The organism is Streptomyces sp. AC558_RSS880, assembly GCF_019049255.1.
In the GTDB taxonomy this organism is placed as follows: Bacteria; Actinomycetota; Actinomycetes; order Streptomycetales; family Streptomycetaceae; genus Streptomyces.
The window spans coordinates 239457-253836 of record NZ_JAGMUJ010000150.1 but is presented as its reverse complement, the minus strand read 5'-3'; the positions used below and the strand labels follow the sequence as shown (position 1 = coordinate 253836).

15 protein-coding genes are annotated in these 14380 nt (G+C 73.7%); 9 read left to right on the top strand and 6 right to left on the bottom strand.

Annotated features, from left to right (window positions below; translation table 11 throughout):
- Nucleotides 1-56 precede the first annotated feature (56 nt).
- The 3 genes from KUM38_RS34300 to KUM38_RS34290 are packed head-to-tail and all read right to left on the bottom strand — an operon-like array spanning nucleotide 57 to nucleotide 3052.
- Nucleotides 57-521: an NUDIX domain-containing protein gene (locus KUM38_RS34300; protein WP_217135356.1), complete on the bottom strand. Its 465-nt coding sequence runs from the start codon at nucleotides 519-521 to the stop codon at nucleotides 57-59.
- On the bottom strand, nucleotides 518-2056 hold the full coding sequence (locus KUM38_RS34295) for an ATP-dependent DNA ligase (protein ID WP_217135354.1): 1539 nt from the start codon (nucleotides 2054-2056) through the stop codon (nucleotides 518-520). Before KUM38_RS34295 ends, KUM38_RS34300 begins: the two co-directional genes overlap by 4 nt.
- 51 nt (nucleotides 2057-2107) lie before the next feature.
- On the bottom strand, nucleotides 2108-3052 hold the full coding sequence (locus KUM38_RS34290; RefSeq protein ID WP_217135352.1) for an NAD(P)/FAD-dependent oxidoreductase: 945 nt from the start codon (nucleotides 3050-3052) through the stop codon (nucleotides 2108-2110).
- A 77-nt stretch (nucleotides 3053-3129) separates the two neighbouring features.
- Between KUM38_RS34290 and KUM38_RS34285 the strand changes: the two genes are divergently transcribed.
- From KUM38_RS34285 to KUM38_RS34260, 6 genes are all read left to right on the top strand, one after another.
- Nucleotides 3130-3705: a helix-turn-helix domain-containing protein gene (locus KUM38_RS34285; protein ID WP_217135350.1), complete on the top strand. Its 576-nt coding sequence runs from the start codon at nucleotides 3130-3132 to the stop codon at nucleotides 3703-3705.
- Between the two features lie 136 nt (nucleotides 3706-3841).
- Nucleotides 3842-4819: an NADPH:quinone oxidoreductase family protein gene (locus tag KUM38_RS34280; protein ID WP_217135348.1), complete on the top strand. Its 978-nt coding sequence runs from the start codon at nucleotides 3842-3844 to the stop codon at nucleotides 4817-4819.
- Nucleotides 4816-5997: an acyl-CoA dehydrogenase family protein gene (locus KUM38_RS34275; RefSeq protein ID WP_217135347.1), complete on the top strand. Its 1182-nt coding sequence runs from the start codon at nucleotides 4816-4818 to the stop codon at nucleotides 5995-5997. Before KUM38_RS34280 ends, KUM38_RS34275 begins: the two co-directional genes overlap by 4 nt.
- Nucleotides 5994-7073, top strand: coding sequence for an acyl-CoA dehydrogenase family protein (locus KUM38_RS34270; RefSeq protein WP_217135345.1), 1080 nt, complete (start codon nucleotides 5994-5996; stop codon nucleotides 7071-7073). Before KUM38_RS34275 ends, KUM38_RS34270 begins: the two co-directional genes overlap by 4 nt.
- A gap of 180 nt (nucleotides 7074-7253) precedes the next feature.
- On the top strand, nucleotides 7254-8117 hold the full coding sequence (locus KUM38_RS34265) for a phosphatidylinositol-specific phospholipase C/glycerophosphodiester phosphodiesterase family protein (protein WP_217135343.1): 864 nt from the start codon (nucleotides 7254-7256) through the stop codon (nucleotides 8115-8117).
- 102 nt (nucleotides 8118-8219) lie between these two features.
- Nucleotides 8220-8414, top strand: coding sequence for a hypothetical protein (locus tag KUM38_RS34260; RefSeq protein WP_073934709.1), 195 nt, complete (start codon nucleotides 8220-8222; stop codon nucleotides 8412-8414).
- A 21-nt stretch (nucleotides 8415-8435) separates the two neighbouring features.
- Here KUM38_RS34260 and KUM38_RS34255 read toward each other — a convergent pair whose 3' ends face one another.
- Nucleotides 8436-8831, bottom strand: coding sequence for a luciferase family protein (locus KUM38_RS34255; RefSeq protein WP_217135341.1), 396 nt, complete (start codon nucleotides 8829-8831; stop codon nucleotides 8436-8438).
- Between the two features lie 115 nt (nucleotides 8832-8946).
- Here KUM38_RS34255 and KUM38_RS34250 point away from each other — a divergent pair, with 115 nt between their 5' ends.
- Nucleotides 8947-9318, top strand: a complete 372-nt coding sequence (locus tag KUM38_RS34250) for a DUF4180 domain-containing protein (protein ID WP_217135335.1) — start codon at nucleotides 8947-8949, stop codon at nucleotides 9316-9318.
- A 22-nt stretch (nucleotides 9319-9340) separates the two neighbouring features.
- Here KUM38_RS34250 and KUM38_RS34245 read toward each other — a convergent pair whose 3' ends face one another.
- Nucleotides 9341-10549 carry an ROK family transcriptional regulator gene (locus tag KUM38_RS34245; RefSeq protein ID WP_217135333.1) on the bottom strand — a complete coding sequence of 403 codons (1209 nt, stop codon included), beginning with the start codon at nucleotides 10547-10549 and terminating at the stop codon, nucleotides 9341-9343.
- A 155-nt stretch (nucleotides 10550-10704) separates the two neighbouring features.
- The gene (gene xylB, locus KUM38_RS34240; protein ID WP_217135331.1) at nucleotides 10705-12150 is read right to left on the bottom strand and encodes a xylulokinase; all 1446 of its coding nucleotides are present in this window, start codon (nucleotides 12148-12150) and stop codon (nucleotides 10705-10707) included.
- A 126-nt stretch (nucleotides 12151-12276) separates the two neighbouring features.
- On the opposite strand from xylB, the gene xylA reads away from it, so the two are divergent.
- Entirely contained in the window at nucleotides 12277-13443 is a 1167-nt protein-coding gene (gene xylA, locus KUM38_RS34235) for a xylose isomerase (RefSeq protein ID WP_217135323.1), read from the top strand.
- Nucleotides 13444-13987: 544 nt separating this feature from the next.
- Complete coding sequence (locus tag KUM38_RS34230) at nucleotides 13988-14272, top strand: hypothetical protein (protein ID WP_217135321.1); 285 nt, start codon at nucleotides 13988-13990, stop codon at nucleotides 14270-14272.
- The last annotated feature ends 108 nt before the right edge of the window (nucleotides 14273-14380 follow it).

Genomic DNA, 14380 nt, shown 5'->3' with positions numbered 1-14380 from the left:
GCTGTGCTTTCCGACCTTCCCGCGCGGTGGTGGGCGGCGCAACGCGGGAGGTCTTCTCAGGGCGAGTGCTCCGCCAGGCGGTCGAGAAACGCGGCCTGCGCGCCGACGATCACCTCGCGGGCCCGCTCCAGGGGGAACCACGCCACCCGGTCCAGCTCCGGGAACTCCTGGACCCGCCCCGACCTCGGCGGCCACTCCATCGCGAAGGTGCCGGGGACGACCGCCGCCGGATCGAGGTCCGCCTCCACCGCCCAGGCGGTGACGGTCTTCCCGCCGGACTGCCGGACCTCCCCGAGCGGCAGCGCCTCCCCGTCCGGCGGCGGCAGCCCCAGCTCCTCCCGGAACTCGCGGCGCGCCGCCTCCCAGGCGGGCTCACCGGGGTCGTACTCGCCCTTCGGCACGGTCCACGCCCCGCTCTCCCGCCGGGCGAAGAACGGGCCACCCATATGACCGAGCAACACCTCGAGGCCCTGACCGGTATGTCGGAACAACAGCAGTCCGGCGCTTCGGGCGCCCTTCACGGCCGTACCTCGGGGTGCGCGGCGAGCAGGGTCTCCACCGTGTCCGCCTCCTCGGGGCGCTTGTCCTCGCGGTAGCGGATCACGCGGGCGAACCGGAGGGCGACGCCGGCCGGGTAGCGGGGGGAGCGCTGGAGGCCGTCGTAGGCGATCTCCACGACGAGTTCGGGGCGCACCGTCACGACGTAGCCGCTCTCGTCGACCGCCAGCTCCCGCAGCCGTTCGGTCTGCCAGGCCAGCATCGCGTCGGTCAGGCCCTTGAAGGTCTTGCCGAGCATGGCGAAGCCGCCGTCGGCGGTGCGGGCGCCCAGGTGCAGGTTGGAGAGCTTCCCGCTGCGGCGGCCGTGGCCCCACTCGGCGGCCAGCACCACCAGGTCGAGCGTGTGGACGGGCTTGACCTTCAGCCAGGACGCGCCGCGCCGGCCGGCGCTGTAGGGGGCGTCCAGCCCCTTGGCCACGACTCCTTCGTGGCCGCGTTCCAGCGTCTCGGCGAGGAACTCCTCGGCCGCGCCCAGGTCCCCGGAGCCCGACACCAGGGTGCGGCGCACCCGCATGGGCTCCGGGACCAGCCGGGCCAGTTCCGCGTGGCGCTCGGTGAACGGCAGGTCCAGCAGGTCGCGGCCGTCGACGGAGAGGGCGTCGAAGAAGACGGGGGAGACGGGGACCTCCCGGGCGGCCGTGGCCACGTCCACCCGGGAGCCGACCCGTCCGGCGGTCTCCTGGAAGGAACGGGGACGGCCGTCCCCGCCGAAGGAGATGACCTCCCCGTCCAGGATGAACCGCTCGCCCCGCAACTCCCGGGCCACCGCCGTCACTTCCGGCAACCGGTCGGTGATGTCGTCGAGGGTGCGGGTGTGCACGCGCACGGTGTCCCCGTCGCGGTGGACCTGGACGCGGATGCCGTCGAGCTTCTCCTCCACCGCGCAGGCCCCCAGCTTCTCCACCGCCTCGGCGACCGAGGAGGCGCTGTGCGCCAGCATCGGCAGCACCGGACGGCCGACGGTGAGCCGGAACCGCTCCAGTGCCCCGGGACCGTCCGCCAGCAGCGCCCCGGCCACCGCCTGGAGCGAGCCGGCCAGCATCACCGCCCGCCGCACATCGGCCGCCGGCGCCCCCGTCGCCTGCGCCAGCCCCTCCACCGCGACCGCGTCCAGGGCGCCCTGCCGGACCTCGCCGGTGAGCAGCCCGGACAGGAACCGCTGCTCCTCCTCGGTGGACGCGCCCAGCAACTCGCCGACCAGCCGGGCCCGCTCCGCCTGGGAGCCCGGGCCGGACACCTCGCCGAGCGCGGTGAGCAGCGCGTCGACCTCGCGCACCGTCAGGGACGGCTCGGCGGCGGGGGCGACCGGACGGCTCAGCACCTTCCAGCCGACCCCGATGCGGCCCTGCGGCAGCCGGCCGGCCAGATACGGGATGACGACCGGCACGTCGTCCGCCTCCGCCTCCCGGAACAGCCCGGCGAGCAGAGCGATCTTCCGGGACCGCGCCGAGGCGGCGGCGACCTCCTGGGACACACGGGCCAGCCGGGACAGCAGCATGCAGCCATAGTGCTCCGGGGGCGGGTGTTCCACACCCCCGCCGTCCGGCGCCTACCCGTTCACCGCGGCGTCCAGGCCGGTCATCAGCAGGTCCCCGACGATCGCGGCCGCCGCGCGGTAGCCGCCGCTCGCCGCGTGCACCACCTGCTCGGCGAAGCCGATCGCGTTGCCCGCCGCCCAGACCCCGGGCACCGTGGTCAGACCGGTCGGATCGACCACCGGGTACGCGCCGAACGGGGTCTCGTTCATCTCGGCGCCCAGCCGCTCCAGCAGGCTCGTCTGCGGCACCGGACGCGGCCCGACGAACAGCACGGAACGGGCGTGCGTGGTGCCGTCGGCCAGCCGCACCCCGGTGAGCCGGTCGTCCTCGACCACCAGCTCCGCGACCTCACCGGGCACCACGTCGACCCCGGCGGCGGCCAGCCGGCGCAGGTCCTGGTCGGACAGTTCCTCCTCGGCGACCTCGTGCAGGAAGAAGGTGACGTCCTTCGACCACTGGGACACCATCAGCGCCTGGTGCACGCTCAGCGCGCTCGACGCGAGCACCCCGAACGGCTCGTCGCGCACCTCCCAGCCGTGGCAGAACGGGCAGTGCAGCACGTCCCGCCCGAACCGCTCGGCGACCCCGGGGACCGCCGGCATCTCGTCCTTCAGCCCGGTGGCGACGACCAGCCGCCGGGCCCGTACGGCCGGTCCGGCGTCGAGTGCGACGGTGAAGTCCCCGTCCCTGGTGACGTCCGTGACCCGGTCCCGGACGAGCTCCACGCCGTAGCGCGCGATCTCCTCCCGGCCCAGCGCCAGGAACTCGGCCGGTGCCATCCCGTCCCGGGACAGATAGCCCTGCATGTGCGACGAGGGCGCGTTGCGCGGCTCGCCCGCGTCGACGACCAGCGTGCGGTGCCGGGCCCGGCCGAGCACCAGCGCGGCGGACAGCCCCGCCGCCCCGCCGCCTACGACGACCACGTCGTACGTCCCGCTTCCGAATGTCTCGTTCATCGTGACCACCTCCACCACGACAGTCACCCGGCCACTGCCGCATTGACAAACAACTTTGCCGAACCTGCAATATTCGTATGACTACGGACGACGTTCTCGCGGAAGTTGGCCCCCGGCTGCGGCGGATCAGGAAGGAGCGGGAGGTGACCCTCGCGGCGCTGTCCGAGGCGACAGGCATCTCCGTGAGCACCCTCTCCCGGCTGGAGTCCGGGCTGCGCAAACCCAGTCTGGAGCTGCTGCTGCCGATCGCGCAGGCCCACCAGGTGCCGCTGGACGAACTGGTCGGCGCGCCGCCGGTCGGCGATCCGCGCATCCGCGCGTCCGAGCCGATCGTGCGCTACGGCCGCACCCACTGGCCGCTCACCCGCCAGCCCGGCGGCCTCCAGGCGTACAAGGTGCTGGAACCGAAGCGGAGGCTCGAACCCGAACCGCGCACCCACGAGGGCTACGAGTGGCTGTACGTGCTCTCCGGGAAGCTGCGGCTGGTGCTCGGTGAGCACGACGTGGTGCTGGCGGCGGGGGAGGCGGCCGAGTTCGACACACGTGTGCCGCACTGGTTCGGGTCGACGGGGGAGGGGCCCGTGGAGTTCCTCAGCCTGTTCGGGCCGCAGGGGGAGCGGATGCACGTACGGGCGCGGCCCAAGCGGGCGTGACGGACGGGGCCGTTCCCTTTCGGTGTCCCTTCGGGTGTCCCTTCCCGGTGTCTCTTCCCAGGGGGCAAGCGACCGCTTAGTATGCGATGGACCCGGTCAGGCGAACACGACGTTCACGCTCCCGTGGAGGCCCCGCATGCAGGCATGGCAAGTGCACGAGCTCGGCGAGCCGGGCGAGGTGATGCGCCTCGCGGAAGTGGCGCGTCCGGCGCCCGGTGACGGGCAGGTCCTGCTGAAGGTGCGTGCCGCCAACATCAACTTCCCGGACGCGCTGATGTGCCGGGGCCAGTACCAGGTCAGGCCGCCGCTGCCGTTCACCCCGGGGGTGGAGATCTGCGGCGAGACCGAGGACGGGCGCCGGGTGATCGCCAACCCCGCGCTGCCCCACGGCGGCTTCGCCGAGTACGCCGTCGCGGACGCCGCCGCGCTGCTGCCCGCGCCGGACGCGCTGGACGACGCCGAGGCCGCCGCCCTGCACATCGGCTACCAGACCGGCTGGTTCGGCCTGCACCGCAGGGCCCGCCTGGAGGCCGGCGAGACCCTGCTCGTCCACGCCGCCGCGGGAGGGGTCGGCAGCGCGGCCGTACAGCTCGGCAAGGCGGCGGGCGCCACCGTCATCGGCGTGGTCGGCGGCGCCGCGAAGGCGTCCGTCGCCCGCGAGCTGGGCTGCGACGTGGTGATCGACCGGCGCGAGCAGGACGTCGTCGCCGCGGTCAAGGAGGCCACCGGCGGCCGGGGCGCCGACGTGGTCTACGACCCCGTCGGCGGCCCGGCCTACGCCCAGTCCGCCAAGGCCGTCGCCTTCGAGGGCCGGATCGTCGTCGTCGGCTTCGCGAGCGGATCCATCCCGAGCCCCGCCCTGAACCACGCCCTCGTCAAGAACTACGCGATCCTCGGCCTGCACTGGGGCCTGTACAACACCAAGAACCCCAAGCTGGTCCAGCACTGCCACGAACAGCTCACCGAACTCGCCGCGCGGGGCGCGATCAAGCCGCTGGTGAGCGAGCGCGTGCCGCTCGCCGGGGCCGCCGACGCCGTGCAGCGGGTCGCCGACGGCGTCACCACCGGGCGCGTCGCCGTGCTGCCCTCGCCGGAGAACGGAGCCGCCGCATGACCGACGCCGCCGAACTGCGCCGCCGCACCGAGGAGCTGCTGGCCGCGCATCCACCCGCCGCCACTGAACGCCTGGACTTCCTGCGCGCCCGCTTCGACGCCGGACTCGCCTGGGTGCACTTCCCCGAAGGGCTCGGCGGACTCGGTCTCCCGCGCTCGCTCCAGGCCGTCGTGGACGCCGAACTGGAGGCCGCCGGGGCGCCCGACAACGACCCGCGCCGCATCGGCATCGGCCTGGGCATGGCCGCGCCGACGATCCTGCAGTACGGCACCGAGGAGCAGAAGCGGCGCTTCCTGAGGCCCCTGTGGACCGGCGAGGAGGTGTGGTGCCAGCTGTTCAGCGAGCCGGGCGCCGGATCCGACCTGGCAGCGCTCGGTACGCGCGCCGTCCGTGAGGGCGAGGACTGGGTGGTCAACGGGCAGAAGGTGTGGACGTCCAGCGCCCACCTCGCCCGCTGGGCCATCCTCATCGCCCGCACCGACCCGGACGTGCCCAAGCACCGGGGCATCACGTACTTCGTGTGCGACATGACCGACCCCGGTGTCGAGGTGCGGCCGCTGCGCCAGATCACCGGCGAGGCCGAGTTCAACGAGGTCTTCCTCACCGACGTCCGCATCCCCGACGCCCACCGCCTCGGCGAGGTCGGGGACGGCTGGCGGGTCGCGCAGACCACCCTGAACAACGAACGCGTCGCCATCGGTGGTATGCGGCTGCCCCGTGAGGGCGGCATGATCGGGCCGGTCTCGAAGACCTGGCGCGACCGGCCCGAACTGCGCACCCACGACCTGCACCAGCGGCTGCTGAAGCTCTGGGTCGACGCGGAGGTCGCCCGGCTCACCGGCGAACGCCTGCGCCAGCAGCTCGTCGCCGGGCAACCGGGCCCCGAGGGCGCCGGCATGAAGCTCGCCTTCGCCCGCCTCAACCAGGAGATCAGCGGCCTGGAAGTGGAACTGCGTGGCGAAGAGGGCCTGTTGTACGACGACTGGACCATGCGCCGCCCCGAACTGGTCGACTTCACCGGGCGCGACGCCGGCTACCGGTACCTCCGCTCCAAGGGCAACAGCATCGAGGGCGGGACCAGCGAGGTCCTGCTGAACATCGTCGCCGAGCGCGTCCTGGGCCTGCCGGCCGAGCCGCGCACCGACAAGGACGTCGCATGGAAGGACCTGGCCCGATGAGCACGCCCGACCTGCTGTACTCGGAGGAGGAAGAGGCGCTGCGCGCCGCCGTCCGGGACCTGCTCACCGACCACTGCGACGCGGCGGGCGTGATCGCCCGTACCGAGTCGGACGCCCCGCACGACATCGCGCTGTGGAAGGCGCTCGCAGGCGGAATGGGTCTCGCGGGCCTGCTGATCCCGGAGGAGCTGGACGGGCAGGGCGCCACGCATCGGGAAGCCGCGGTCGTGCTGGAGGAACTGGGGCGGGCGGTCGCGCCCGTCCCGTATCTGACCAGCGCCGTCGTCGCCACCGAGGCCGTGCTGGAGTGCGGCGCCGACGACCTGCTGTCCCGGTTGGCGTCCGCCACGGTGATCGGCGCGCTCGCCGTCGCCCTGAACGTCCCGGCCGGCGGCGCCCACCAGGCCGTACGGCTCGAGAACGGCGGCCTGCACGGCGAGCTGACCGGCATCGCGGACGCCGCCGTCGCCGATGTGCTGCTGGTGCCCGCCGACGACGGCGGTCTGTACGCGGTCGACGCCGCCGCCGTCACGATCGTCCCCCAGGTCTCCCTGGACCTGACCCGGCCGGTGGCGACGGTCGTCCTCGACGGCGCCCCGGGACGCCGGCTGGGCGACGCGGAGCCCGCGGTACGCCGCGCCCTGCGGGCCGGTGCCGGACTGCTCGCCTCCGAACAACTCGGCTCCGCCGACTGGTCGTTGACGGAGACCGTCCGCCACCTGAAGGACCGCACGCAGTTCAACCGCCCCGTCGGCGGCTTCCAGGCGCTCAAGCACCGGCTCGCCCAGCTGTGGCTGGAGGTCGTCAGTCTCCGCGCGGCCGCCCGGGGCGCCGCCGACGCGCTCGCGACCGGCGAGGACGTCGACGTGGCGGTCACCGTCGCCCAGGCCTACGCCGCGCCCGTCGCGGTCCGGGCCGCCGAGGAGGCGCTGCAACTGCACGGCGGCATCGGCATGACCTGGGAACACCCGGTGCACCTCCACCTCAAGCGGGCCAAGGCCGACTCGATCGCCTACGGCACGGCGGGCGCCCACCGCGAGGCACTGGCGGAACTGGTCGACCTGAGAGCGCCCTGACCGGCCGGACAACGGGAGAAGCCCGTCCCCCTGGTGGGGGCGGGCTTCTCCGTGCGCCCGGCCCGGTGAAGTGAACGACCGACGGCGGATCGGCCAACTCCCCGCACGGCCGTGCCCCTTGGACACCTGCGGACCTCATACTCACTGAGGTCCCGTACGGCCCCTCCAGGGAGGCAGAGCATGGCCCTCACCACCCGTCGCAGAGCCCTCACCACCCTCGGCGCCGCCCTCGCCGGTACCGCCGCCCTCCCCGCGACCCAGGCACTGGCCGGTGAACAGCAGCGCCGCCCGAGTCCGTTGTGGCGAGCCCACGCACACAACGACTACGAGCACCCCCGTCCCCTCCTCGACGCCCTCGACCACCGCTTCGGCAGCGTCGAGGCCGACATCTACCTGGTCGGCGGCCAACTCCTGGTCGCCCACGACCCCGAGGACCTCGACCCGTCCCGCACCCTCGAGTCCCTCTACCTCGACCCGCTCACCGCCCGGGTCCGCGCCCACCGCGGCTCGGTGTACCGCGGGCACCGCAGGCCGCTCCAGCTGCTGATCGACATCAAGACCGAGGGCGCCTCCACCTATCTCGAACTCGACCGCCACCTGCGCCGCTACCGGCACCTGTTCACCACCTACGCCCACGGCAGGGTGCTGCCCGGACCGGTCACCGCCGTCGTCTCCGGCGACCGCGCGGCCCGTGCCCCCATGGAGGCCCAGAGGGTCCGCCGTGCCTTCTACGACGGCCGGCTCACCGACCTCGGCAGCACCGCACCGGCCTCCTTCGTCCCGCTGATCAGTGACAACTGGACGCTCAACTTCACCTGGCGGGGCGTCGGCGCCTTCCCCGACGCCGAGCGCCGGAAACTGCGCGACATCGTGGGCACCGCCCACGCGCGCGGGCAGCGGGTGCGGTTCTGGGCCACCCCCGACCTGCCGGGGCCCGCCCGCGACGCGCTCTGGGGCGAACTGGTGGCGGCGGACGTCGACCACCTCAACACGGACGACCTCGCGGGCCTGGAATCCTTCCTCGACGCCCACCGGAGGGCGTGACACCACACGTTCGGAGGACAGGTCAGCCGCCCGGACGAACCCTCCGCTACGCCACACTTGCGGCCGAACGCCGCGAAAAGGATGTGGCGGAGGAGGTTGACGATGGCCATTTCCATCTCTGTGGTGCTGCTGCTCTCGGTCCTTGCGGTGATCTTCCTGCGCAACGGCGGGCTGAAGATCTCCCACGCGCTGGTCTGTCTGCTGCTCGGGTTCTACCTGGCCAGCACGAGCATCGCGCCCACGATCCACAGCGGCCTCACGGCGACCGCCGACATCGTCGGCGGTCTGCGGCCGTGAGGCCCCCGCGCCGGGCGCGGTTCAGCGGTCGGTGACCGCGTCCCGCGGCAGCACGGTGACGCGGTGGAAGTTGCACCCCGCCGGTGCCGGCAGCGCGGACGGAGATCTGTTCTGGTGCGCCTTGAGGGCGACGCTCACCAGACTGAGCAGCAGGTCCACGTCCGTGGCGCAGTCCAGATGCACCGTCACCCAGTCCGAATTCGGGACCACTTGTATCGCGCTCGACCCGCCCAGGTCGTAGTGGAAGCGCTGGATGGCGCGACGGGTGAGGTGGAGGTCCACGTCCCGCGCGGAGTGGAAGTGGACGATCTCCGCACGGGCGGTGCGGAGCGCCTGCCCCGTGCCGCAACCGGCCGGACAGGCCGTGAGATCGGACCAGGTGAGCAGTCGCTCCATGGCTCGCTGCGCCGGTGTCATGCCCTCATCGTTGCCTGCTCAACGTCCGGACACCAGAAGTTGGGCGATTCGTAATCGAGCGGTGAGGTTGTGAGGCCGCCGGAACACCGGTGGGGAACTGACATACGATCATGTCATGGCAGCCGACGAGCTCATGACCTGGCATGGCGTTCCCGTCCTCGTGTGCGACCGGGACGGCCGGAAGCTGAGCGGCGGTGACACCGCCCTCGATCTGATCGGCGATGCCATGGGCTGTCACGCGGAGGTGGTGGCCGTCCCCGTCGAGCGGGTGGCCGACGAGTTCTTCGCCCTGCGCTCGGGCGTCGCCGGGGACGTGGTGCAGAAGTTCGTCAACTACCGGCTCCGTCTGGCGATCGTCGGCGACATCGCCTCCCACGTGGCGGACAGCGACGCCCTGCGCGACTTCGTGCGGGAGGCGAACCGCGGCACCCAGATGTGGTTCGTCGCCGACCGCGCGGAACTCGAGCAGAGGCTCGCTCGCGGGTAGCCCGCGTGCCCCGGGGCACGCGTCAGGACCGTTCGGCCACCACCGCCGGGTCGTCCAGGACCCCCCGCACCACCGAGTGCGCCGCGCCCAGCAGCGGGCCCTCGGGCCCCAGCGGGGACACGGAGACGGGACAGGCCGGCCCCGCGGTACGGCGGGCCAGCTCGGAGCGGAGCGACGGCAGCAGCCAGGGCGCGAGCCCGGACAGGGCCCCGCCCAGCACCACGCTCTCGGGGTCCAGCAGATTGACCGCCCCGGTCAGGGCGATCCCGAGCGCCGTTCCCGCCTCCTCCAGGGCGTGTCGTACGTCCGTGTCGCCCTGCGCGGCGCGGCCCGCGAGGAGGCCGACGCGGTCCTCGCCCGGCTCCAGTCCGGCCGCGCGCAGCACCGCCTCCTCGCCGGCGTACTGCTCCAGGCAGCCCCTCCCGCCGCAGGCGCACTCCGGTCCGTCGGGCCGTACCGGTACGTGACCCAGCTCGCCCGCGAAGCCGCGGTTCCCGTGCAGCAGCCGTCCGTCCACGACGACCGCGGCACCGATGCCGATCTCGGCGGACACATGGAGGAAGTCGCGCGGGGTGTCCTCGCCGAGCCACAGTTCGGCCAGCGCGCCGAAGTTGGCCTCGTTGGCCACGGTGAGCGGCAGGTCCGCCGGGAGCAGGTCGCCGAGGTCCGTGTCGAGCCAGCCGAGGTTCGGGGCGCGTACGACGGTCCGGGCGTCGCGCGCGACCAGGCCCGGCACGGCCACGGCGAGCCCCGCCGGCCACAGGCCCTCGCCCTCCGCCTCGGCGACGACCCGCTCTATCAGCCCGGTGAGTTCCCCGAGCACCGGGCCGGGGGCGCGGTCCCGGTTCGGGACGTGCCGCACCGTCCGTGACCGGACCCGTCCGCGCAGGTCGACCGCGCAGACCGCGAGATGGTCGACGCCGACCTCGGCGCCGATGCCCGCGGGGCCGCGTCCGCTGACGGCCAGCGCCGAGCCGGGACGGCCCACGCGTCCGGGCCGCTCGGGGCCCAGCTCCTCCAGCAGGCCCGAGCGGATGAGCTCGTCGACCAGCGTGGACACCGCCGCGCGGGTCAGGCCGATGCGGGAGGCGACGGCGGCCCGGGACAGCGGCCCCTCGGCGCTCACGGTGTGCATGACACGTGACAGGTTGCGGCGGCGCATGCCCTGCTGGGTGTCGGGCAACGCGCGCCCCGGACCGGCCGGGCGGGTCTTGTGCGGCGGTGCGCTCATTCCTCCGTCGTTCCTCGGTCTCTGCGGTCGTCGGTGTACTGACGGTCGCTCCGGCCTGTCGGCTCGTGCCTGCCGGTCGGTGCCGGGGCGGCGGGCACGGACAGCCGGTGCCGTGCCGGTGGGCGCCGGCGGTCGGTGCCCACCGGCGGGCGCCGTCAGCCGGTGGCCGTGCCGCGGTCCAGCAGCGGGGCCGCGTCGGAGAGTACCCCGGCCAGCCTGGCCAGCGTCTCCTCGTCCCGCTCCACGGCCTCCAGCACCGGGCCCGCCGCCGTGTCCCAGCGCCGGGCGACCGCGGCCGGGTCCTCCCCGGTGAGCAGCCCGGCCGCCTGCGCCGCCGCACCGAGCGCGACCAGCTCCTTGGCCCGGGGCACCTGGACGGACCGCCCCGACAGCCGCCGTACGGTCTGCTGCCAGGCCGTGCCCCGGGCGCCGCCGCCGATCAGCAGCAGGGGCGCCGACGGGTCGGCGTCCTCGTCGAGGACCAGGTCCAGCGCGGCCAGCAGGGAGTACACGGCACCGTCGTAGGCGGCCTGGAGCAGCTGACCGCCGGTGGTGTCGTGGCGCAGCCCGTGCAGCAGGCCGGAGGAGTGGGGGAGGTTCGGGGTGCGCTCGCCGTCCAGGAAGGGCAGCAGCGTGACGCCGCGCCCGGGTTCGACGGCCTCGCGGTCCAGGTTCAGCAGCGCCGCGACCCGGTCCACGGCCAGCGTGCAGTTGAGCGTGCAGGCCAGCGGCAGCCAGTCGCCGCGCGCGTCGGCGAACCCCGCCACCGTGCCGGTCGGATCGGCCGGCCTGCGCTGCGTCACCGCGTACACGGTGCCCGAGGTGCCGAGGCTCATCACCGGCGTGCCGGGACGCACCCCGAGGCCCAGCGCGGCGGCGGCGTTGTCACCGGTGCCGCACGCCACCAGGGTGCCCTTGGAGAACGGCAGGTCGTGGCCGTCGCGCACGGTCCCGGCGACCTCACCGGGACGCACCACGCGGGGCAGCAGCGCCGGGTCGAGCCCCACGTGCGCGAGGATCTCCTCGTCGTACGCCTCCGTCCCCGACGCCCACCAGCCGGTGCCGGAGGCGTCGCCGCGGTCGGTGGTGCCCTGCCCGGTGAGCCGCTCGGTGAGGTAGTCGTGGGGGAGGCGGACCGCCTTGGTGGCGCGCACCGCGTCCGGCTCGTGCTCCGCCAGCCAGGCCCACTTGGTGACCGTGAAGGAGGCGGCCGGCACGCTTCCGGTGCGCTCGGCCCAGAACTTCGCGCCGCCCAGCTCCTCGATCAGCCGGCGGCCCTGCGGCGCGGAACGCACGTCGTTCCACAGCAGCGCCGGGCGGACCGGCTCCCCGTGTCCGTCCAGGGTGACCAGGCCGTGCTGCTGTCCGCCGATCGACACCGCGGCGGCCTCGTGCGCCGCCTCGCCGCACTGGCGCAGCGCCTCGGACAGGGCGTCCCACCACTGGCGCGGGTCGCTCTCCCGGCCCGCCCCCGAGGTCACCGTGTGCGGTGCCTGGCCGCTCGCGACGACCCGGCCGGTGGCCACGTCGACGACCAGCGCCTTGGTGGACTGGGTGGATGTGTCCACGCCGACGACGAGCGGACCCTCGGCTGCTGACATCGGTCTCTCCCTCTTCTGCGACCCACTTCCGCGACTCGGCGGGGTGTGTCTCTTCCCAGAAATGTTCCTGCATACTAATTTGTAAACCGCCATGACGAAATACCTCAGCGAGCAAGGAGCCGTGGCATGAACTACCAGCCCACCCCCGAGGACAAGTTCACCTTCGGACTGTGGACCGTCGGCTGGCAGGGACGGGACCCCTTCGGCGACGCCACGCGGCGTGCCCTCGACCCGGTCGAGTCGGTGCGGCGCCTGGCCGAGCTGGGCGCCCACGGCGTCACGTTCCACGACGACGACCTGATCCCCTTCGGCTCGAGCGACAGCGAGCGCGAGGAGCACATCAAGCGGTTCCGGCAGGCGCTGGACGACACCGGCATGAAGGTGCCGATGGCCACCACCAACCTGTTCACCCACCCGGTGTTCAAGGACGGCGGCTTCACCGCCAACGACCGCGACGTGCGCCGCTACGCGCTGCGCAAGACCATCCGCAACATCGACCTCGCGGCCGAGCTCGGCGCCGAGACCTATGTGGCCTGGGGCGGCCGTGAGGGCGCCGAGTCCGGTGGCGCCAAGGACGTGCGGGACGCCCTCGACCGCATGAAGGAGGCCTTCGACCTGCTCGGCGAGTACGTCACCTCGCAGGGCTACGACATCCGCTTCGCCATCGAGCCCAAGCCGAACGAGCCGCGCGGCGACATCCTGCTGCCCACCATCGGCCACGCCCTGGCGTTCATCGAGCGCCTGGAGCGCCCGGAGCTGTACGGCGTCAACCCGGAGGTCGGCCACGAGCAGATGGCCGGGCTGAACTTCCCGCACGGCATCGCGCAGGCGCTGTGGGCGGGCAAGCTCTTCCACATCGACCTCAACGGCCAGTCCGGCATCAAGTACGACCAGGACCTCCGCTTCGGCGCGGGCGACCTGCGCGCCGCGTTCTGGCTGGTGGACCTGCTCGAGTCGGCCGGGTACGAGGGCCCGCGGCACTTCGACTTCAAGCCGCCGCGGACCGAGGACTTCGACGGCGTGTGGGCCTCGGCGGCCGGCTGCATGCGCAACTACCTGATCCTCAAGGAGCGCGCCGCCGCGTTCCGCTCCGACCCGGAGGTGCAGGAGGCGCTGCGCGCGGCCCGGCTGGACCAGCTGGCCCAGCCCACGGCGGCCGACGGCCTCCAGGCCCTGCTCGACGACCGGTCCGCCTTCGAGGACTTCGACGTCGACGAGGCCGCCGCGCGGGGCATGGCCTTCGAGCGCCTCGACCAGCTGGCGATGGACCACCTGCTGGGCGCCCGGGGCTGAGCCCCGACCGCGAGGGCGTGGCCGTCCCGTCCCTGCCACGGGACGGCCACGCCCTCGCACACGCGTCCGGGACGACCGCGCCTCCCCGCGTGGTGCGCATCCGGTCGTGGTCGACGCGGCGACCGCGCGGACTCACGGCGGTCGCCGCGCATCCGGGCCGGCGTGGGACCTCCCCGCGGCGACGGCGCGTACCGAGTCGGCCCGGCACGCATCCCGCGGGTGCGCCCTCGCGCAGTACGGCCGTGTGGCGCACGCGCGTGGTACGGGTCAGGCCCGCCGCGGGGACGGTGCTGTTCCGGGCGTGCGCTCCGCGCGGGGTACGTCGTCATCATGGCGTCCGTGCCCTGAGTCCGTATCAACTTCCGCGCGGTGTCCTCGCGCAGGCCCCGGGTTCGCGGCGACCATGGTGCGTATGGCCATGCCACCCGTACCGCCCAGGCCGCCGGACGGCACTCCGCCTCCGGGCGGCGGCAGCTTCGGACCGCCCGCGAACGGCGGCGCGCCGCCACCCCGTCCTCCTGGGCCTCCCGGCGGACGCAGGGTCGTGCTCCTCCTGCTCGCCGTTGTCGTCGCCCTCGCGGCCGTGTCCCTCGTCGTGCTGATGACCAGGGGTGACGACGACTCGCCGGACAAGGAGCCCACCGAGAGCAGCACGGGCACCGGCGGCTCGCCCGATCCGTCGTTCGGCATCCCCACCGAGCTGCCCAGCGGTCTCCCGAGCCGGCTGCCGTCCGGTTTTCCCACGGAGCTGCCGTCCGAGTTCCCGAGCGAGCTGCCGAGCGGTCTGGAGTCGCTCCTGCCGTCCCTGGGGGACGTGGAGCTGCCCTGACGGCACCGCGCGAGGCGCGGTCACTCTCCGGTGGCCCTTCGCCGGGGCCGTCGCCGGTCCCCGCGGGAACCCCTGCCGGGACCGAGCGACCGTGTTCCTCGCGGTACG

What these genes read in the sequence shown, in the direction of transcription:
- KUM38_RS34295 (WP_217135354.1), bottom strand. Translation starts at nt 2,056, where the DNA reads ATGCTGCTGTCCCGGCTGGCCCGTGTGTCCCAGGAGGTCGCCGCCGCC.
- KUM38_RS34275 (WP_217135347.1), top strand. Translation starts at nt 4,816, where the DNA reads ATGACCGACGCCGCCGAACTGCGCCGCCGCACCGAGGAGCTGCTGGCC.
- KUM38_RS34260 (WP_073934709.1), top strand. Translation starts at nt 8,220, where the DNA reads ATGGCCATTTCCATCTCTGTGGTGCTGCTGCTCTCGGTCCTTGCGGTG.
- KUM38_RS34265 (WP_217135343.1), top strand. Translation starts at nt 7,254, where the DNA reads ATGGCCCTCACCACCCGTCGCAGAGCCCTCACCACCCTCGGCGCCGCC.
- KUM38_RS34250 (WP_217135335.1), top strand. Translation starts at nt 8,947, where the DNA reads ATGGCAGCCGACGAGCTCATGACCTGGCATGGCGTTCCCGTCCTCGTG.
- KUM38_RS34290 (WP_217135352.1), bottom strand. Translation starts at nt 3,052, where the DNA reads ATGAACGAGACATTCGGAAGCGGGACGTACGACGTGGTCGTCGTAGGC.
- KUM38_RS34255 (WP_217135341.1), bottom strand. Translation starts at nt 8,831, where the DNA reads ATGACACCGGCGCAGCGAGCCATGGAGCGACTGCTCACCTGGTCCGAT.
- KUM38_RS34285 (WP_217135350.1), top strand. Translation starts at nt 3,130, where the DNA reads ATGACTACGGACGACGTTCTCGCGGAAGTTGGCCCCCGGCTGCGGCGG.
- KUM38_RS34270 (WP_217135345.1), top strand. Translation starts at nt 5,994, where the DNA reads ATGAGCACGCCCGACCTGCTGTACTCGGAGGAGGAAGAGGCGCTGCGC.
- xylB (WP_217135331.1), bottom strand. Translation starts at nt 12,150, where the DNA reads ATGTCAGCAGCCGAGGGTCCGCTCGTCGTCGGCGTGGACACATCCACC.
- xylA (WP_217135323.1), top strand. Translation starts at nt 12,277, where the DNA reads ATGAACTACCAGCCCACCCCCGAGGACAAGTTCACCTTCGGACTGTGG.
- KUM38_RS34280 (WP_217135348.1), top strand. Translation starts at nt 3,842, where the DNA reads ATGCAGGCATGGCAAGTGCACGAGCTCGGCGAGCCGGGCGAGGTGATG.
- KUM38_RS34245 (WP_217135333.1), bottom strand. Translation starts at nt 10,549, where the DNA reads ATGAGCGCACCGCCGCACAAGACCCGCCCGGCCGGTCCGGGGCGCGCG.